This window comes from Mucilaginibacter sp. P4_D1 (assembly GCF_056401935.1).
Map to the genome: position 1 here is coordinate 143,469 of NZ_JBFUIJ010000002.1, position 20,300 is coordinate 163,768.

A 20,300-nucleotide genomic window follows, 5' to 3' on the forward strand; every position below is an offset into this window, starting at 1 on the left:
ATATTGTAAAACCGTACCTTTGCGGTAAATTTAAGGGGACGACTACTTCATGAAGCTAAACGCAGATTACCAGGAACAATTCCAGTCAAGGCATATTGCTCCTAATGAGGCCGACACGGCAAAAATGTTAAAAACCATCGGTGTTAGCTCACTTGATGAATTGATTGCGCAAACCATTCCTGACAGGATAAGGCTTAAAAAACCACTCGATTTACCGCCTGCCAAAAGTGAGTTTGATTATCTTACCACGCTTAAGCAAACATCATTAAAAAACAAGGTATTTAAGTCGTTCATCGGCAAGGGATATTATGATGTAATTGTGCCTGGTGTTATTCAGCGTAACATTCTCGAAAATCCCGGATGGTATACCCAATACACGCCATACCAGGCCGAAATTGCGCAGGGCCGCCTACAGGCTTTGTTAAATTTCCAAACCATGGTTATCGACCTTACCGGTATGGAAATTGCCAACGCATCGTTATTAGATGAAGGTACTGCCGCTGCCGAGGCTATGTTTATGCAATACAGCACGCGTAAAAACAACGCTGCCAACGTGTTCTTTGTATCTGAAGAACTGTTCCCGCAAACCATTGATATTTTAAAAACCCGTTCTGAGCCTTACGGCATCGAACTGCAAATAGGCGACCACCGTACGGTTGAATTAACCGACAATATGTTTGGCGCCATTGTACAATATCCTGCCGGTAAAGGCGCGGTGTACAACTACAAGGATTTTGCTGTCGCCGGCCACGAAAAAGGCATTAAACTAACCGTTGTTGCCGATATTATGAGCCTGGTGTTGTTAACCCCTCCGGGTGAGTGGGGTGCCGATATTGTTGTTGGCTGCACCCAACGCTTTGGTGTACCAATGGGCTTTGGCGGTCCGCATGCCGCATTTTTTGCTACTAAAGAAGAATACAAACGTTCTATCCCCGGTCGCATCATTGGTGTAACTATTGATAGCGCGGGCAACTATGCCTTACGTATGGCTTTGCAAACCCGCGAGCAGCATATCCGCCGGGATAAAGCCACTTCAAATATTTGTACCGCGCAGGCATTATTAGCTATTATGGCCGGTATGTATGCCGTATACCATGGGCCTAAAGGTGTTAAACTAATTGCCGAAAGGATTCATGGCTTAACCATATTGTTAGCCAAAGCCCTTGGCGAATTAGGTTACAAGCAACTGAACGAAAGTTATTTTGATACCCTGAAGTTTGATGTTGCCCATTTAGCAGGCCCTATTCACTCTGAAGCGTTGAACAACGAGATGAACCTGAACTACGAAGGTTCGGTTGTTACCATTTCTGTTGATGAAACCACATCGCCCGAGGATATCAAAACCATTGTAAGGTTCTTTGCCAAAGTATTGGGTAAAACCATTAACGATGTTGATTTTGACGGATTGAAAGCCGGTTTGGAAACTGTGATCCCAACCGAATTACAGCGTACATCTGCTTACTTAACCCATGCTTTATTTAACTCGCACCATTCAGAACATGAAATGCTGCGCTACATTAAATCATTAGAGGCTAAAGACCTTTCGCTTTGCCATTCCATGATCGCATTGGGTTCATGCACCATGAAGCTGAACGCCACCACCGAAATGATCCCGGTTACCTGGAACCATTTTAGCAAGATTCACCCCTTTGCACCAACCGACCAGGTTGGCGGCTACATGCAGTTGTTTGACGAAATTAACAACTGGCTAAGCGAGATCACCGGCTTTGCAGCCATGAGTTTACAGCCAAACGCGGGCGCACAAGGCGAATACGCCGGCCTGATGGTTATCCGCGCTTACCATCATGACAGGGGCGATACGCACCGTAACATCGCGTTAATTCCATCATCGGCACACGGTACCAACCCTGCATCGGCAGCAATGGCCGGTATGAAGATAGTGGTGGTTAAATGTGATGATAATGGTAATATCGACGTGGCCGATATGCGTGCCAAAGCCGAGCAATATAAAAACGAGCTATCGTGCTTAATGGTTACCTATCCATCTACACACGGAGTGTTTGAGGAATCGATCATCGAGATTTGCCAGATCATCCATGAAAATGGTGGCCAGGTTTATATGGATGGCGCCAACATGAACGCACAGGTAGGCTTAACCAGCCCGGCCAATATTGGTGCCGATGTTTGCCATTTAAACTTACATAAAACCTTCTGTATCCCTCACGGTGGCGGTGGCCCCGGTATGGGCCCTATCGGTGTAGCTAAACACCTGGTGCCTTATTTACCAGGTCACGCTGTGGTTGATATCGACAGGGGTAAATCTATCCATGCGGTATCTGCAGCGCCATGGGGTTCGGCATCTATCCTGATCATCTCACATGCCTACATAGCCATGATGGGCGGTGAAGGGTTAACTAACGCAACCCGCTACGCTATCCTGAATGCCAACTACATTAAAACCCGTTTAGAAAGTCATTTCCCCGTATTATACACAGGTGCCAATGGCCGTTGCGCACACGAAATGATATTGGATTGCCGCTCGTTTAAACCGTTCGGTATCGAGGTTACAGATATTGCCAAACGTTTAATGGACTATGGTTTCCACGCGCCAACTGTATCGTTCCCGGTTGCGGGCACGGTAATGGTTGAGCCAACCGAATCCGAGCCTAAGCACGAGCTTGACCGTTTCTGTGATGCCATGATAGCTATCCGTCATGAAATTGCCGATGTTGCCAGTGGCGTGTTAGATAAAACTGATAACCCATTAAAAAATGCCCCGCACACCGTAGCCGTAATTACAGGCAACGAATGGGAGCATCCATACACCCGCCAAAAAGCGGCATTCCCGCTGCCTTATGTTGCGGCCTTTAAATTCTGGCCATCAGTAGGCCGGGTTAATGATACTTATGGTGATAGAACGCTCATTTGCTCGTGCCCGCCGTTAACAGATTACGAGTTTGAAGAAAGTGAAGTAACCACTCCCGAATACGGAACCTGAGACCGGAATTAAAAACCGGAGGATACTATAAAACAGAAAAAGACCGTCATCAAAAGTGGCGGTCTTTTCTTTTTACTATGACTGTTAAAATCCCTGCTGCCGTGGCTGCGGGAGAGATTACTTGTTTGTGGTTTGTTTATTGCGACGCAGCATGCTCAAAAAAACGGGGGTAATACCCAGGTACGATGCAATTTGCTTTTGCGCTATCCGCCGCTCCAACTTGGGGTATTGCTTTTGAAACTGCAGGTAGCGCTCTTCGGCGGTTTTAGAAAGGTTTGAGGTAATGCGGCGTTGGTATAAATTGAACCCGTTTTGGGTAAGTATGCGAAAAAAACGCTCGAACTTAGGCACCTCGGTAAATAATTTTTCAATAGCTGCATGGCCCAGGTAAAACACATCTGTATCTTCCAACGCGCTTATCGAATAGAATGCGGGGCTTTGTGCAAAAAAGCTGGATATATCTACCGACCACCAGTTTTCCGGACAAAATGATATGTTGTGCTGGTCGCCCTCGCGGTCTATATTAAAAATTCGCAGGCAGCCTTTGTTCACAAAATATATTGCCCGGCAAATGTCGCCGGCGCTCAGCAGCACTGTATTCTTTTTTACAACCTTGTGCTGCAATACCGATTGAACATAAGCTGCCTCTGCAGGAGTTAATGAAACGTGCATGGCAAAGTTTGCCATTATGAGGTCGAACATACGGTGTTTTTAAAGTAAAGATAGGGTTTGAATTTACAGTTATCAAAAATCACCCGTAATTGAAAATATCTGCCAAAAGCAAAAGAGGCTAACCTGTTAGGGCAGCCTCTTTTACTTTTCCAATGACAGCAGATAGCTGAATGTGCTATTTCCAAATTGATTTTAACCCGGTAACGGCAAGTGTGTTTAATTTCAGCTTTCCATCTGCATTTATAGCCAGGCCTGTGAAATCCTCATTTGGGAAATAAACGGCGGTAATGGTAGTTAAACCTCCATCGGCAAAAAGCTCAACGGATGCTTTATCAACTACAATAGTCAGGTCGGAGCTTTTTGATGTACTCAATCTTGGGGCAGTAAACCGGCCCGAAAAATCTTTTTGAAAATCTATTTTGCCTGATTTTGTCCTGTCGATAAAATACTGATCCTTAACATCATCGTAGCCAACTAATACTTCCTCCCCTTTTTTGTTTGATAATTTAATGGTGTAGCCCTTTAACTGAGCAAGGGTTAGCTTTAAAACGTATTGGCTTTTTAGTTTACTCACTTTATCAGTGAGCTCAAGAGTTTTATTAAAAGCAACGTTTTTTGATACAGATGTATTGGCACTGATATTAACTAACTCAGGAACCGGGGCCGATGCAATGACGATGCCTTGTTTACTTTGTTTTAAACGCAGATCGCGCGGGATTGTCATGGCGTTGCGCCATTTTTGTGTAGGTACCTGGTTGGCGTATTCCCAGTTGCTCATCCAGCCCAGGAAAATTTTGCGGCTGCCGGTATTGCTCCAGGTAATGCCTGCATACTCATCGGGGCCATAATCCAGCCAACGGGTTTGGCTATCCATCGGCGTAAACTGGTGCCCATCAAAGCCCCCCACAAAATATTGGGTTGCCGAGCCTCCGTTAGGGCCTCCGGGGTTAAGGTTTACCACCAGTATCCAGTATGTTTTGCCGTTCAGCTTTAAAGGGAACAGGTCGGGGCACTCCCATACCCCGCCATGCGCTCCCTCTCTTAAACCAAACTCACTCTCCTTTTTCCAGGTTTTTAAATCAGGCGCCGAGTAAAAGGTAATATGATCTTTGGTGGCCAGGGTCATTACCCATTTTTTTTGTTTGGCGTACCACATCACTTTAGGATCTCTGAAATCTTTAATCCCCGGATTTTTAAGCACGGGGTTGCCGGCATATTTTGTCCAGGTACTTCCTTCATCCAGGCTGTATGCAATACTTTGGTTCTGAAAAACTTCCGTTCCTGCTTTTTCTCCCTTTGGATCATGGTGCGTAAATATGGCAACCAACGGAATTTTCCCGTTTTTGCCAAAACCCGATGTATTATTAGAGTCAACTACGGCGCTGCCCGAGAAAATATACCCCAGGCTATCCGGATATAAAGCGATAGGCAATTGTTTCCAATGAACCAGGTCCTTACTTACCGCGTGCCCCCAATGCATTGGTCCCCAAATAATATCCTTTGGATAATATTGGAAAAACAAATGGTAGGTGTGGTTAAAATAAACCATCCCATTGGGGTCGTTTACCCAATGCTGCTCCGGCGAAAAATGCACCTGCGGGCGGTGCGGTTCCTGGTAGCTTACTCCTGATTTATCCTGCGCTTTACTAACCATGGTAATCATCATAAAGGCCATCAGTAACGTGATGCCGTTTTTTGTTTTCATAATTGAAGTTCTTTTAATTTAGGCAGATGAACTTAAGCGTGTATTAAAGGAGCTCCGGCATAATTATAAAACCGGGGCCCCGATATATTTTAACAAATTTAATACCCCGGGTTTTGTTTGTATAAACCGTTGGTAAATGTAATTTCTGATTGTGGTATAGGCAGGTATTCGTCCCGGCCTGCCGTAAATTTAGCGGTAGCCAGGAAGGTTCTTCTACCTTTTTCAATATTGATATAGTCGTTTAAAGTTTTCTMGGCAATACCCCATCTAACTAAATCAAAAAAACGGGCTCCTTCTGTGGCAAACTCCAGTCGCCTTTCCCATTGCAGCGCTTTGCGGGCGTAATCCTGCGTCCAATTAGCAATGCTGTAAGGTTTAACGTTATAGTTGGATGGAAAGGTACCATCTATTTTTTTAAGCCGCCCGGTGCTTGTCGCTGCGCGGTTTCTTATTTGATTAATGAGTGGTAATGCACTTGCCTGCTGCCCCAGCTCAATATAGGCTTCGGCTTGCATGAGCAATACATCATCGTACCTGATAATATCATAATTTTTTGCCGACCCCATGAACGGACCGAGCTTAAAGTATGATGAGCTTGTAGCCAACTGCTGGTTACGCATGGTGTGAAAATTTCCGTAAACACCAGGGTCACGCACCCAACTGTTGCTGAATGGCTTTGTGTTGTCGTACTTATACGGATGGCCGTCAATACCAACGGTATGGTCTAATCTTGGGTCCACGGTCACTTTTGTCAAATCGGCTATAGTGGTGTTAAATGTATCAAAGTTAGGCAAACCATTAACATCTGTAGTATGCGCGTTCACCAGGTTCTGACTTGCAGCATGAAAGCCGCAGCAACCATATTGCGGTGCGCCATGTGGATAATTTAAACCATCCTCAAAATTCATACGGCCGGCAGTAGTGCCATCATTGATCGTAAATTGAATAGCGAATACCGACTCGGGGCCGTTTTCAGTTTCCGGTAAAAAATTATCAGCAATATCGCTGCTTAATGAATATTTACCCGATGCGATAACAGCCTGTGTAAGATCAACCACCTGCTGTAACCTTGTTTTATTGATATTGGTTACATGATGCTTATCATCCTGCTCATAAGCCTGGTATAACCTCAGCTTTGCTAAATAAGCCTGGGCGTTTAACTTGTTGGCCCTTGCCAGCTCGGGCTGGGTTGTTGGCAAATTATCAACAGCATATTGAAAATCGGCTGCAATTTTATTCCATGCATCCTCATTTGATAACGTGTTTGATACTTTCAGGATATCATCCGAAGTAGCATTTTCGTCAAAAATGGGGATGTTTTTATAGAGCAGTTTCATGGTGAAATAGCTATGGGCACGTAAAAATTTCAACTCGGCTAATCGTGTTTTCTTGTTAGGGTAATCGGCCTCGGAGAGTGAATTAACTGCCCTTAGCGCAACATTTGCCCTTGATATAGATTTGAACAGATTTTTCCAGGTACGCGAAACAAACGAATCCATTGATGGGGTTACCAGGTTATAATGTTCCAATGCATCAACCTCGCCCACGTCGCCCGTACCACCTCCTCCTTTATAGGCATCATCTGAACGAACGCTGCCGTATGCCCAGTCGCTGTATATAGGGCCTATCATATCGCCATTACCAATAGCGGCATAAGCCGCGGTTACCAAACCGTCAATAGCGGTTGGCGTTTTTAAATCTGATGCAGACAATACACCTTTTGGTGAATAATCTAACGCTTTTTTACAGGAGCTGAAGATGATCAGTCCGGATAAAACAGCTGTAAATAATATTTTTGCTTTCATACTGAATAGTTTTTATCGTTAAAATGATGCGTTGATACCAAAACTGAAAACTTTAGGAATTGGAACCGGGCCCAGGTCAATCCTTTCCGGATCGGGGCTTAAATAGCTTTTGCTTTTCAACGTAAATACGTTTTCGGCCATAGCAAACACCCTTAGCCTGGTAAATACAGCTTTAGGCACAATAGTGTATCCAATTTGAATGTTGCGGAGTTTGAAGTAAGATGTGTTTACAATAAAGTAATCAGAAGTGCGGCCTTCATTGTTATTGTCTTTTAATGTTAATGCCGGTACGCTTGTATTAGTATGCTGCGGTGTCCACCCGCCAAATACGCCGGGACCAACATTTTCCCGGCTATGCATCAGGTTATTGTACAAGGTATATACATCAAACCCTTTACGACCAGCAACGCCCGAACCAAATATAGACAGGTCGAATTTTTTATAGGTCAGGTCAATTCTTGCACCGTACTCTAAAGCCGGCAATGTAGTACCTATCCAGGTTTGATCATTGGCATCAATTTTTCCATCATTATTGGTATCGACATAACGGATCCGGCCCGGACCTGCGCCGATTTGCGTTGGTGCGGCATCTACTTCTGCCTGAGATTGGAAAAGGCCATTGGTTTTGTAGCCAAAAATATCAAACTGAGAATGACCCAATATGGTATTTTGTAAGTTCCCTGCATAAGCCGGCCTTACGTTTTCTGGTAAATTGGTAATCTTATCCCTGAAATGCGAAAAATTTAACGTTACGTTGTAGTTAAAATCGCCGGATTGCTGGCCGTGATAAGTTACTAAAAACTCCCAGCCCCTGTTAGATTTTGAAGCACCATTAATTGTTTTAGATTGCCCTTCGCCCAAGGCCCCTGCAACTGGCGGCGTAATCAGGATGCCGGTGGTACGGCGGGTAAAATAGTCAAATGATCCCGAGATCTTGTCGTTCAGAATGGCAAAGTCAAGGCCTGCATTTATCTCGTCGGTGGTTTCCCATTTAAGGTTGGCATTTGCAGCCTGGGTTTGTACAAAGCCCGAAGGTAATGAACCAGTATTGGCGCCAGAGAGTGAATACGCGGTTCCAATATTCATGTATTGTTCCCAAAAACCTGGTGTTATATCATTTTGAGTTTTACCATACCTGGTATCGTAAAGGGCAAAACGCGATTCGCCAATTTCCTGGTTACCCACCCGGCCCACACCTACCCTTAGTTTTAATTCAGAAAAAATGGTGTTGTTTTTCATGAAGCCTTCCTGGTCAATTTTCCAACCAAAAGAAGCTGCCGGGAAAATACCATATTGGTTATTTAAACCAAACCTTGAAGAACCGTCACGGCGCATAGTTACCGATGCTAAGTATTTGCCGGCATAGTTATAATCTATCCGTGCAAACTGCGAAAACAAGCTGTATCCGTTTGACCCACCGTTTACATTGGTATTACCTGTACCGGCATTTAAGGTAAAATAGTCTTCAGTTTGTATAGCGTATCCTTGTTTAAGGGTAGTTTGAAAATCGATAAAGGATTTAATGTACTCGGTACCAACCAATAATTTAAAGTGGTTGTTAGTTGTCAAATCGTAGTTATACCTTAAGGTGTTTGAGAAAGTAGTGCTCAGGAAATGGTTCTGGTCAAAAAACAAGCTGTTAGTTGTACGGGCCAGAGCCCCTTCCTGAAAAGTTGGTGTTATTACCTTACTTAGGTAATTTGAATTATCGGCACCAAAGTTCGATTTGAAATACAGGTTTTTAATGGGCTGTATCTCTAAGAAAACGTTACCAAAGGTATTTACCCGGTTAGCGTTGTTCCACTTGGCCAGGTCCTGCATATGCAGCGGGTTATTCCTGTCAGAGTATCCCGCGCCAGATTCGCCGGCGTAAGTAACACCATCTTTTTGGTATACCGGGATAGTTGGTGCCAGCGTTACCGCCAAAAACGTGGTTGCCGCTCCGCCCAAATCTGAGGTAGTAAGCGTTTCATTGGAGTTGGTTATTTTTAAGTTTACACCAAAGGAAGCTTTGTTATCAAAAGCACGTACCACACCGTTAATACTACCAGTAGTGCGGTTGTATTTGGTAAACCGTACAAGGCCGGTGTTTTTGATGTTGCCAAAGTTAATTTCAAGCGATGCATTTTTGTTACCAACCGACGCTGTGAAATCGTTATTATAAACCATGGCTGTTTTATACAGCACACTTTGCCAGTCGGTATTACCGGCCGGGGTATTAGGGTCGCCGCCTACAAATTGTTTGGGGGTAACATTATTTAAAACCGGGTTGCTATAATCACCATTCCAGTTAAAGGTATATATGTCGCCATAACCGGCAACTGGATCCTGGCCATCGTTTACAGAAGCCTGCCATAGCGCCTTACCTCTGTCTGTCGAATTTAGCATTTTAAAACGCAATGATTTTTCGGACTGAACAGATGTACTGTTATTAAACTGGAACTGTACTTTGCCCTGCGTATTGCCCCCGTTTTTTGTGGTTACAATGATAACACCATTGGATGCGCGTGATCCGTAAATTGATTCGGCCGACGCATCTTTTAGCACCTGTACCGATGCAATATTTGAGGGTGATAAGTTTTGAAACACTTCGGGCCGGGTGGTGGGTATACCGTCAATAACATATAAGGGATTGTTGTTGCCCAATGTATTTGCACCCCTGATCAGGATCCTGCTGGTTGATCCGTTTGCCGATCCATCTTTCTCGATGTACAAACCGGCAACTCTCCCCTGTAAAGCCTGCATGGTATTACCCGAGCTGTTATTTTTTACCGGCGTCAAATCAACAACCGCCACAGCGCCTGTAAGGTCTTTCTTCCTTTCGGATGTGTAACCGGTTACTACTACTTCATTTAAGGTGGTGGCAGCATCTTTAAATACCACATCAAGCACTTTGGTATCGGCGGCAACAGTTATTAATATCGGCTTGGTGCCCACATATGAAAACCTTATGGATTGCCCGGTTGTTGCCGTGATGCTGAACTTTCCGCTGGCATCTGACAATGTTGATTTTTGGGTTTCAACAACCACAATGGTAACGCCATCCATTGGTTTTGATGCGTTATCCAGCACAGTCCCGGTAATAACGCGGGATTGCGCGTACCCCTTACTTATGAGCAGTATAAGCAGGGAACAAATAAGTAATAATTTTCTCATTGGTTTTTAATTAAGTTTATTAGGTATGGTTTATTTAAAATACTTGGTTTTTAAAGTCTTGATATTCTGCGATTTTGTAATCGGGGCAACCTCCTTTCTTTGTTGCAATAAAGCCACCCATCGCTATTGCGTTTTTTAACAAGGTTTCCGGCGGTACGCCGTTATAATGGTTGGCAATAAACGCGGCCAAAAATGAATCGCCGCTGCCAATGGTGTCTGTAACTTTTACCTCGCGGCCGGCAACATGATATACCTTATCCTGCTTGTAGTACGATGCCCCAAACTCGCCCTTGGTAACAACTATCTCGGGAATGTTAAAGTGGTCTTGTATAAACCTGATCTGTTCCGATTCCTTCCCGAATGACCCCCTGAAAAGACCCTGCACCATTTCCAGTTCGGCCTGGTTAAATTTTACAATATCGGCCTTGCGCAATAGTTCATCCAGCAAATCGCGGCTGATGAAGGGTGGGCGCAGGTTAATGTCAAATACTTTAACACCATCGCTGGCCAACAATTCAAACAGGGTATTACGCGATACGCTGTTACGTGATGCCAGGCTGCCGTACACCAGGTAGGTTGATGGCTGCAACTGGCTGATGATATGCTCGCTATCGCTTATAAAATCCCAGGCCACCGGGAAAACAATCTCGTACGAAACCTCGTTGCCATTGTTCATTTTGGCAATTACCTGGCTGGTTGGGTGCTCTGTATCAGTTTGCAGTAAATGTTTGGGTATGCCCCAGCCATCCATCAAATTTTCCAGTTTGTGGCCGTTTGCATCGTTGCCTATTTTGCTTACCAGGCTGGTGGGCATGCCCAGTTTATTCAGGTGATACGCCACATTAAGCAATGCGCCGCCGGGCTGCGGGCCATCGGGCAATACATCCCAAAGAATTTCGCCGTAGCAAATGGCCGGGGTTGTTATGTTTGTTTGCGGGGTCATCGTCATTTCAATTATTAATGCATTACCATGTTAGTTTCAATCTGCTCCAATGAACGGCCTTTGGTTTCGGGCATAAACTTCCAGACGAAAATGAGCTGGCATACCATCATCACACAGAAAAAGGAAAAGGTAACCGCGCCACCTAACGACTCGGCCAGGTAGGGGAAACAAAAAGCTATTATCGCGGCCATTACCCAGTGAGTCGAGCTGCCCAGTGTTTGTCCTTTGGCACGTACTTGGTTGGGAAATATTTCGGATATAAAAACCCAGATAACCGCCCCCTGCGAAAAGGCAAAAAAGGCGATGAACATCATCATATAAACCGGGATTGCAAACCCGCTCATGTGCCCCGAGTAAAAAGTGAACGCCACCATGAATAGCGATGCTATTAACCCGAATGAGCCAACCAGCATTAATGTACGGCGCCCCACCTTATCAATAATATTGATACCCAGCAGGGTGAATATGAAATTGATTAACCCTATACCAACTGTGGATAGGAGCGAAGAATGGGCGCCAAGCCCGGCCATTTCAAATATGCGGGGCGCATAGTATATAATAGCGTTGATGCCCGATACCTGGTTAAAAAAGGCGAAGAGCACAGCTAATATGACCGGTGTTTTATATTGGCCCGAGAAAAGATTGCCGCTTGAAGCGGTGTCATAAAGGGTAGAATTTTTGATAGCGGCCAGTTCCTGCTCGCAATTGAGCGGATTGATTACACGCAATATTTCCAATGCCCTGCCTGTTTCGCCTTTTTTGAGGATGAGCCAGCGGGGGCTTTCGGGTATAAAATAAATGAGCGCTAAAAACAAAGCCGAAGGGAACGCCTGCACGCCCAACATCCATCGCCATGAAGCCTCGCCGCCCTGGCTAATGAGGTAATTGGATAAGTACGAGATGAGGATGCCCAGTACTACATTGAACTGAAACAAGCCAACCAAACGCCCCCGCCTATCTGCAGGCGAAACTTCTGAAATATAAATAGGGGCTGTTACCGATGATATGCCTACACCCAGGCCGCCCAATAACCTGAACACCAAAAACAGGTACCAGTTATCAGCCATCGCGGTACCTATTGATGATAGCAGGTAGGCTGCCGCTACAAAGTATAATGTATTTTTTCTTCCGAAGATATCTGATGGCCTTGCACCGAACAATGAACCAATTACAGTACCAATAAGTGCGATAGATATAGTAAGCCCATGCTCCATTACGGACAAGTGCCAGAATTGCTGGATAGATTTTTCGGCGCCTGATATCACAGCGGTATCAAACCCGAAAAGGAAGCCACCAAGGGCCACGACCATGGACCAGGCCAGGACGGAATGTTTTCTCATAATAATTATAAAAGGTGTTAATTGGATTTACGGTTGCAAAGTAGGGCGATATGCAAAGCGGCAGTTATCGATTTTATTCCAAAACAGTACAAAAATTTAAATCTTGCCAATTGCTTGATTTTCAGTATAATAAAATTTATTTTCAATCCTGTACCTCCCGGATGTTTGATTTTGATACACGGTATTTTCAGTTTTGATACATTATGATACAAGGGATAGCCTGCGGCCGGGGGTTGTTATTTGTATTGTAAAAACATTTATCGATACTTTTGTATACATCCTCCCCAAAAAGAATTGTATTAACCAATAAAACCGTGCTTAAACGCTTACTTAATATTTTTTAATGGCTTTGCTTCATCAATTGCGCAACCTGTTATTGCCAACCATATGCATACTCATGGTGTTTACCGGCTGTAAAAAAGCCGACAAAACATCACAGTATACAATAGGCTTTTCGCAATGTGTAGGCTCCGACTTGTGGCGGCGTAATATGCTGGACGAAATGAAAATGGAGCTTTCGTTACATCCCGATGCCCGTTTTATTTATGCTGATGCAGATAACAGCAGCAAAAAACAAATTGAACAGGTAAAGCAAATGCTTAATCAAGGTATCGATCTGCTCATCATATCGCCCAACGAAGCACAACCTTTAACCGGTATAGTTGAGCAAACCTATAATAAAGGCATCCCGGTAATTGTGATTGACCGTAAAACATCATCTGATCTTTACACAGCCTACGTGGGTGCCGATAATTACCAGATTGGCAAAATGGCCGGCGAATATATTGGCAGTAATTTAAAATGCACGGGCAACATTGTAGAGGTGATGGGCCTGCCCGGCTCTTCGCCTGCAATTGAACGGCACAGGGGCTTTAGCGATGCCCTGGCTAAATTCAATAATATACATATTAAAGCACAGGTATATGGCGATTGGCTGAAAGACCATGCCCAAAAACAACTTTACCAGGTACAGCCCGATTTAAAAACAGCCGATGCCCTGTTTGCCCATAACGATGTAATGGCAGGCGCATCAAGGGAGGTGCTAAACAACCTGCATTTAAACCACCACGTTAAAGTATTAGGGGTCGACGCTATGCCCGGGGCCGGCGGAGGCCTGCAAATGGTGGCATCAAAAACTATTGATGCCAGTTTGGTATACCCCACCGGCGGCAAAGAAGCCATCACCACCGCGTTCAGAATTCTGAATAAAGAAGCTTTTGCCAAAGAAAACATCTTGCAATCGCTGGTTATCGATTCAACCAATGTGCAGCTCATGAAAATGCAGTGGAACAAGATCAACAGCCAACAAAAGGATATTGAAAGGCAGCAATCACTATTAGAAGAGCAGCGGCAGGTTTACAACAGCCAGCAGTTAGTTTTAAATATTATTGTAATAACCCTGGTGTTGGCCATTGTTTTTGGAGGGCTTGCCTTTTACTGGCTGATGGAGAACCGAAAGATTAACAAAAGCCTGGAAGTAAAGACCAATGAAATTTTGCTGCAGCGCAACCAACTGATGGAAATGTCGGCCCGGGCCGAGGTTGCCACCGAAGCCAAGCTGAACTTTTTCACCAATATCTCGCACGAGTTCCGTACACCATTAACGCTCATCCTATCGCCGGTTGAGGATATGATGAAAAACGAGAAGCTGAATATTATAGGCGGCAAAAATTTAAAGCTAATCCATAAAAATACGTTCAGGCTGTTAAGGCTGGTTAACCAGCTGATAGACTACCGCAAAATTGAATACGATAAACAGCAAATTAACGCCGCGCCAAACAACCTGGTAGCTTTTGTTACCGATATCATGGATAGCTTTCAGCACAATGCCCGCAAGCGGAACATTAGCCTGAGCTTAACATCGGCAGAGAAAAACATAAATGTTTGGTTTGATGCCAATATGCTGGATAAGGTTTTCTTTAACCTGCTATCAAACTCACTGAAGTTTATTAAAGATAACGGCCGCATCCAGATAACCTTTACCCTAAACACCGACCATGTTGAAATAGCCGTGCAGGACAACGGTATAGGCATGGAGCAGGAAGAAGCCGAACACATTTTCGACCAGTTTTACCAGGCCGATAATGGCAACGCGAAGGGCTCGGGCCTGGGGCTTTCCTTATCCAAAGAGATTGTTTTGTTGCATCATGGTAGCATTAATGTAAGCAGTAAAAAATGGCATGGAACAATTTTTACCATTACACTGCCACTGGGCAACCCTTACAATTATAGCACCGGACAGCATGGCAAGCCGGTAAGCACCGCTGCTATTGACGAGCGTTCGCGCATTTATACTACCGACCTTGAACAAGACGAAATAAAAACCGATACGACCGGCCTTGGCAGCCCTAAAGAGCAATCCATCCTGATCATTGAAGATAATGCCGATTTGCTGGGCTACCTTGCCGATAAACTGGGTGCCGATTACGAAGTGTTCACGGCAGATAATGGATTGCAGGGTTTGACAGAAGCATTTGAAAAAGTGCCCGACCTTATTATATCAGATGTTGTACTGCCAGGGATGTCGGGCAAGGTAATTACCGAAAATCTTAAAACAGATATCCGCACATCGCACATCCCTGTTATTTTGCTTACTGCGCAAGCCAGCGTTGAGCAGCAAATTGATGGTATTGGCAGCATGGCCGATGTATACATGGTAAAACCTTTTAATTACGATCAGCTATTGGCAACAGTAAAAAACCTGATCAAAAACAGGGTGATACTTAAAGAACATTTTACAAGCGACGTAAGCCACGGCAAAATACCTGCATCAAAATCGCTTGATAAAAAATTCCTTAACGATTTTGCAGGTATAGTGGAGCAAAACCTGGCCAATGAAAACTTTAATGTAGATGACATTTGCAAAACCATCGGCATATCGCGGGTGCAGCTATACCGTAAAGTAAAAGCGCTGTTAGGCTGCAGCATTACCGACTATATTTTAACCCGGAGGTTAAAAAAAGCCAGGTACCTGCTCACCCACGAAGGCTATTCCATCTCAGAGATTACTTACATGGTAGGCTTTGCAAGCCCCAATTATTTTTCAACGGTGTTTAAAGCGCAATATAATTGTACCCCAAGCGAGTTTAAGCGGAAGCAGACTTTGTGAGTTGAAAATGAATTTGGGAATATGGGTTCAGCCAAAAACACTGTTATCTGCTTAACCTTTTGTGGGCGGCCGAAGGCAAAATAATATTCACAACTCCGTAACCTGACAATATTGGCTTACAATTCCGAGCGGGAATACCTTGCAGCATTTTGAGGCTATGAAATTCAAATTTTAATAGCCAACCCGTTTTATAAAATAATCATTGAATTCTGGATTACTATTATTTTAGGTCCTGATTTTGTATATTTGTTTATATGGAAAGCATTCTTATACATCCTGAAAGTGCAGAGCAACTGAAAACAGTTAAAGCTGTATTGAAAGCATTGAAGGTACAGTTTGAATCAAGCACTGTTACATTCCCTCCCCATGTTTCAGAAAGTATCAGCCGCGGAATGCAACAATACGAAGCCGGAAAAAGTATCACGCTGGAAGAATTTACTCAAAAACACTTATCGGAATAATGAACTTTGATATCAGGTTTACTCCTGAAGCCGAAGAAACATTTCAAAATATTGTTGGACAACTTCGTACAAGATGGGGTAACGGATTTGTAAAGAAATTTAAAAACAAAGTCGCCTCTACTTTAAAAACAATATCTTCCACACCTTACTTGTATCCGGTTGCCGAAGAACATACACAGCTGAGGAGGTGTGTGCTTCATAAAAATTGCTCAATGCTATATAAAATATATGATCACACAATTGTGGTAATTTGTTTTTGGGACAACAGGCAAGATCCATTGATAATTTCCTGATCGCTAAAATGCATAGTTATAAATTAAACAAGAAATCCCGGCAAGTTTAACTACCGGGATTTCTTGTTTAAAGTCGCCTTCTCAAAAGTTGTGGCGAAGTTTTTATTTCGCGCTAAATATCAAGCCCGTAACACCGGCCGTCAGGGCACCCGGTTTTACCGGTTTATAAATAAAGAACAGCTTGTGCATTTTCCCATCAGTTACCGGGGTAACCGCTACATGCGCCATGCCTCCCTTTTGGTCTTTTGCAGGTGTTGGCATGCCTCCTTTGCCAATCAGCTTACCATCCGGCGCATCAGCATGAAGTTCAAAATTGAAACCATACGTTGGTGCTGCCTGCCAAAATGTAGTCAGGTTTACTGATTTTACGCCGGTAAGGTCAATATCGTCAACCTCAAACCAGCCTTCGCCCGGCGGAATGATCATCAAATTCATGCCGTTGTACTTAAACCCGGTGAAGCCGTTTGTCTTTTCGGCGCCCGTGAACAGGTAGTTGCTGCTGTTTAATGTAGCTACGCCGGTACCGGTTAAGGCTTTAATTGCATCGGTACCATCGTCTGTATACTTAGCTGTTAATACCAAAGTAGCCGATGGTGTTTTGCCCGGATCAGGCATGATAGTGCCTGTTGGCGGCAAGGATTTTTTCTGGCTGTCCTTTCCTAACGACATTACCCAACCAATAATCTGTTCCAGATCGCCCTTTTTGATACTTGGGTGGGCCGACATGGCGGTTTCGCCCCAAACGCCAGCGCCACCTTTGATAACCTTCTGGCTTAGCTTATTCATGGCATCAGGGTCTTTCTGGTACTTGTTGCTTACATCAATAAACGCAGGGCCTATTGATTTGCCAACCTCTTTATGACAGCTTTTGCAATCCATGCTCAGCATAAGCGTTTTGCCGGTATTTTCGGGCGCTGTTTGCTCCAGCTGGGATGCTTCAACAGGCTTTTTATAGCCATCAATATAATCAACGTTAACTATAATACGTTTTGCATCAACCTTGCTGGTTGCCGCGCCATCGGTAACGGTAACTGCATAGCTAAGCGGAACACCCGGCAGGAAGAATGATTTATTGCCACCGGTGAGTTTTACCGAAACAACGGGCTGCTCGTTACCTGCATAAACGTTAACCGGGCTGCCCTTGCTTGCAGCGCCTTCTGCATCTTTGGCTTCAACACTTATTTTATAATCGCCTGCCTTGGTGTAAGTATAGCTAAGTTCCGGGGCATCGGTTTCTTTGGTAGTCCCGTCGCCCATTTTCCAGCTATAGGTTATTTTATCTCCTTCGGGGTCTTTGGCCTGGGCAGTTAATTTTACTGTGAAAGGCAACAAACCTGTTGTTTTATCAACCTTTACGCTGCTTATTACCGGCGGCCTGTTCCCTTTAATATAATCTATCCGGAATAAGCCCGCATCGGGATTGTGCGTAAACCAGCCGCTGCCATATTCCAGGCCGTAAAGCCTGCCATCGGGTCCAACCTCCATATCAATCATCGAATTTGATTTAAGACCAGGGAAAAAGGGCTCCATTTTATCAAAATCACCTTCGGGGGTTAGGCTTACGGCTTTTATCCAGCCGCGCATCCATTCATAAGCCAAAAACTTGCCATTATAATAATCGGGCAAACGGGTTTCGGCCGGGTACATATCGGTATAATAAACCGGGCCTGCCATGGCGTTACGGCCACCGGCACCAACCTGCGGAAAATCGGCCGAGGGGCCGTAAGGATACCAGATAAATGCCGGTTGCGCAGGAGGTAAATCTGTTAACCCTGTATTATTGCGCGAGTTATTTACCGGGTGCTTAGGATCAAATGCAGGACCCGATTTACCTGTGGCGTAATCATAAATATGATATGGTTTGTTATCACCCACAAAATATGGCCAGCCAAAGTTACCAGCATGGCGTGCCTGGTTTATTTCATCGTAACCCATTGGGCCACGGGTGTCCAGGCTATCGTTATGTGCATCCGGGCCAACTTCGCCCCAGTATAAGTTGCTATTTTTTTGATCTACAGAGATGCGGTAAGGGTTCCTGTCGCCCATTACATAAATTTCGGGACGGGTTTTTGGCGTGCCTTTAGGGAAAAGGTTCCCTTCGGGGATGTCATAAGTACCATCGTCCTTAATTTTGATACGCATAATTTTACCGCGTAAATCGTTGGTATTCCCTGCCGACCGGCGGGCATCAAACTGTAAATGCCCCGGGCGGTCATCCAAGGGAGCATAACCGCTGGTTACATACTTTTGTGCTTTTTCATCAAAAGGGGTGGAGTTATCACCAGCCGAGAAAAACAGGATCTTATCAGGCCCCGGTCCAAAGGCTATTGAACCACCCGTGTGGCAGCAAATTTCGCGCTGGGCTTTTACTTCCAGTATCACTTTCTCAGTCTTTTTATCCAGCGTATCGTTCTTAAACGTAAAGCGCGACAGGCGGTTAACCGAACTATCGGCCGGGCTGTAATAAATGTACACCCAATTGTTGTTGGCAAAATCGGGATCTTTAGCAAGGCCCAGCATACCTTCTTCGGCATTTGTGCCCGGGGTGTGCAGTGTTTTCCAGTATACATCAAAAAAGCCTACTTGTTTTACTTTTTGGGTAGCATGGTCATAGCGCATAATCTCGCCCCGGCGTTGTATAACAAGTATGTCAAGATTGGGCAGTACGGTCATTTCGGTTGGCTCAAAAATCTCACCGGTCGAAAGCTGGGTTTTAACAAACCTGTCCTCTTCGGGCGGTGTTTGGGTTTTAGCTTTGGAGTAGTCCAGTTCTTTATTTCCGCCAATGGCATATTTAATTCCGGCTGTCAGCATTTTAAGGTAATTGTCATCCTTATAAGTTTCGTCGGTATGGCCCATGGCGGTGTAAAAGGCGCGGCCTCCGTCAAAATCATGATACCAGGTGGCTGGGTGCAGCCCCATACGTTTACCACCTTTGTATGTGCTTTCGTCAAGGGTAATTAAAACATGCACATCGGCTGCCAAAGCCTTTTTAAAGCTGTAAAACTCATCGGTACGTTTCCATACTTTGGGCAGGTGCCTGGTGGCGTCGTTATCGGCATCAACCACATTGTAGGTGCCTGGTTGTACGTTAGGGTTTTTATCGTGAATGCCGGGGTGGTCGTAAAACCAATCGCCCATGAGGCGGCCATACCATCCCCAATCATACTCGGTATCGGCCGCGGCATGGATGCCTACGTAGCCCCCGCCGGCCTGTATATAGCGTTCAAAAGCCGCTTCCTGCCGATAATCGAGCACATCACCTGTAGTGCTTAAAAATATAACCGTTGCGTATTTTGCTAGAGTTGTATCATTAAACATAGCGGAGCTTTTGGTGGTATCTACATCAAACCCATTTTGCTCCCCCAGTTTTTGAATTGCGGCTATCCCTGCATCTATGGATGCATGGTGAAAGCCCATGGTTTTTGAAAATATAAGCACGCGCGGTTTACCCGGCCTGGCTTTGTTACATGACAAGTAAGTGCAGCTAAGGGCTACAAGAACCAACAGGGCGATTTTTTTCATATCGACTATTATGAATTTTGTGTTAAACTGGTGTTTAGAACTTGGTTTTTAGGAGCTATTGTGACAAAATGATACAATCTATTGGCACTTATCAAATTTATAATTAAATATCGAAGTGTCAATACCTATTGTGTAACAATGACACAATATTTGTCAGAATCAGAATTTACAGAATTCTGGATATTTTAAAATTCTGTAAATTCTGATTTCAGACGATTAAGCGTTAGGGATTGCAGCGTATACCGGCCAATGTGGCTAAGGCCTGTGTAGTATGAGCGTAAAGCCCGGACCGCAGGTAACGCCAAAGAAAAGAATCAAGAGATTAGAGTCAA

The 20,300-nt window shown here is 44.5% G+C and carries 10 protein-coding genes; 3 read left to right on the plus strand and 7 right to left on the minus strand.

Annotated features, from left to right (window positions below; all coding sequences use genetic code 11):
- Positions 1-49: 49 nt before the first annotated feature.
- On the plus strand, positions 50-2,959 hold the full coding sequence (gcvP, locus tag AC1DV1_RS02450) for an aminomethyl-transferring glycine dehydrogenase (protein ID WP_477354725.1): 2,910 nt from the start codon (positions 50-52) through the stop codon (positions 2,957-2,959).
- 117 nt (positions 2,960-3,076) lie between these two features.
- Here the strand turns inward: gcvP and AC1DV1_RS02455 are convergent, their stop codons facing one another.
- The 6 genes from AC1DV1_RS02455 to AC1DV1_RS02480 all read right to left on the minus strand — a co-directional run bounded on the left by AC1DV1_RS02455 (position 3,077) and on the right by AC1DV1_RS02480 (position 12,580).
- A complete protein-coding gene (locus tag AC1DV1_RS02455) occupies positions 3,077-3,661 on the minus strand; it encodes a Crp/Fnr family transcriptional regulator (protein ID WP_477354728.1) in 585 nt (194 codons plus the stop codon).
- 145 nt (positions 3,662-3,806) lie between these two features.
- The gene (locus AC1DV1_RS02460) at positions 3,807-5,336 is read right to left on the minus strand and encodes a glycoside hydrolase family 32 protein (protein WP_477354731.1); all 1,530 of its coding nucleotides are present in this window, start codon (positions 5,334-5,336) and stop codon (positions 3,807-3,809) included.
- Between the two features lie 98 nt (positions 5,337-5,434).
- Positions 5,435-7,141, minus strand: a complete 1,707-nt coding sequence (locus tag AC1DV1_RS02465; protein WP_477354734.1) for a RagB/SusD family nutrient uptake outer membrane protein — start codon at positions 7,139-7,141, stop codon at positions 5,435-5,437.
- Positions 7,142-7,159: 18 nt separating this feature from the next.
- The gene (locus AC1DV1_RS02470; protein WP_477354737.1) at positions 7,160-10,297 is read right to left on the minus strand and encodes a SusC/RagA family TonB-linked outer membrane protein; all 3,138 of its coding nucleotides are present in this window, start codon (positions 10,295-10,297) and stop codon (positions 7,160-7,162) included.
- Between the two features lie 34 nt (positions 10,298-10,331).
- Positions 10,332-11,240 (minus strand): carbohydrate kinase family protein, encoded by a 909-nt coding sequence (locus tag AC1DV1_RS02475; RefSeq protein ID WP_477354740.1) that lies wholly within the window; start codon positions 11,238-11,240, stop codon positions 10,332-10,334.
- A 14-nt stretch (positions 11,241-11,254) separates the two neighbouring features.
- A complete protein-coding gene (locus AC1DV1_RS02480) occupies positions 11,255-12,580 on the minus strand; it encodes a sugar porter family MFS transporter (RefSeq protein WP_477354743.1) in 1,326 nt (441 codons plus the stop codon).
- Between the two features lie 343 nt (positions 12,581-12,923).
- Here AC1DV1_RS02480 and AC1DV1_RS02485 point away from each other — a divergent pair, with 343 nt between their 5' ends.
- Complete coding sequence (locus tag AC1DV1_RS02485; RefSeq protein WP_477354746.1) at positions 12,924-15,689, plus strand: substrate-binding domain-containing protein; 2,766 nt, start codon at positions 12,924-12,926, stop codon at positions 15,687-15,689.
- Positions 15,690-15,943: 254 nt separating this feature from the next.
- Positions 15,944-16,150: a DUF2683 family protein gene (locus tag AC1DV1_RS02490; protein WP_477354749.1), complete on the plus strand. Its 207-nt coding sequence runs from the start codon at positions 15,944-15,946 to the stop codon at positions 16,148-16,150.
- A gap of 395 nt (positions 16,151-16,545) precedes the next feature.
- Here AC1DV1_RS02490 and AC1DV1_RS02495 read toward each other — a convergent pair whose 3' ends face one another.
- Positions 16,546-19,968: a ThuA domain-containing protein gene (locus AC1DV1_RS02495; RefSeq protein ID WP_477354752.1), complete on the minus strand. Its 3,423-nt coding sequence runs from the start codon at positions 19,966-19,968 to the stop codon at positions 16,546-16,548.
- Between the last annotated feature and the right edge of the window lie 332 nt (positions 19,969-20,300).

Bases quoted from the DNA above. Each gene is read 5' to 3' on its own strand.
- gcvP (WP_477354725.1), top strand. From the start codon at position 50: ATGAAGCTAAACGCAGATTACCAGGAACAATTCCAGTCAAGGCATATT.
- AC1DV1_RS02455 (WP_477354728.1), bottom strand. From the start codon at position 3,661: ATGTTCGACCTCATAATGGCAAACTTTGCCATGCACGTTTCATTAACT.
- AC1DV1_RS02460 (WP_477354731.1), bottom strand. From the start codon at position 5,336: ATGAAAACAAAAAACGGCATCACGTTACTGATGGCCTTTATGATGATT.
- AC1DV1_RS02470 (WP_477354737.1), bottom strand. From the start codon at position 10,297: ATGAGAAAATTATTACTTATTTGTTCCCTGCTTATACTGCTCATAAGT.
- AC1DV1_RS02475 (WP_477354740.1), bottom strand. From the start codon at position 11,240: ATGACCCCGCAAACAAACATAACAACCCCGGCCATTTGCTACGGCGAA.
- AC1DV1_RS02480 (WP_477354743.1), bottom strand. From the start codon at position 12,580: ATGAGAAAACATTCCGTCCTGGCCTGGTCCATGGTCGTGGCCCTTGGT.
- AC1DV1_RS02485 (WP_477354746.1), top strand. From the start codon at position 12,924: ATGGCTTTGCTTCATCAATTGCGCAACCTGTTATTGCCAACCATATGC.
- AC1DV1_RS02490 (WP_477354749.1), top strand. From the start codon at position 15,944: ATGGAAAGCATTCTTATACATCCTGAAAGTGCAGAGCAACTGAAAACA.
- AC1DV1_RS02495 (WP_477354752.1), bottom strand. From the start codon at position 19,968: ATGAAAAAAATCGCCCTGTTGGTTCTTGTAGCCCTTAGCTGCACTTAC.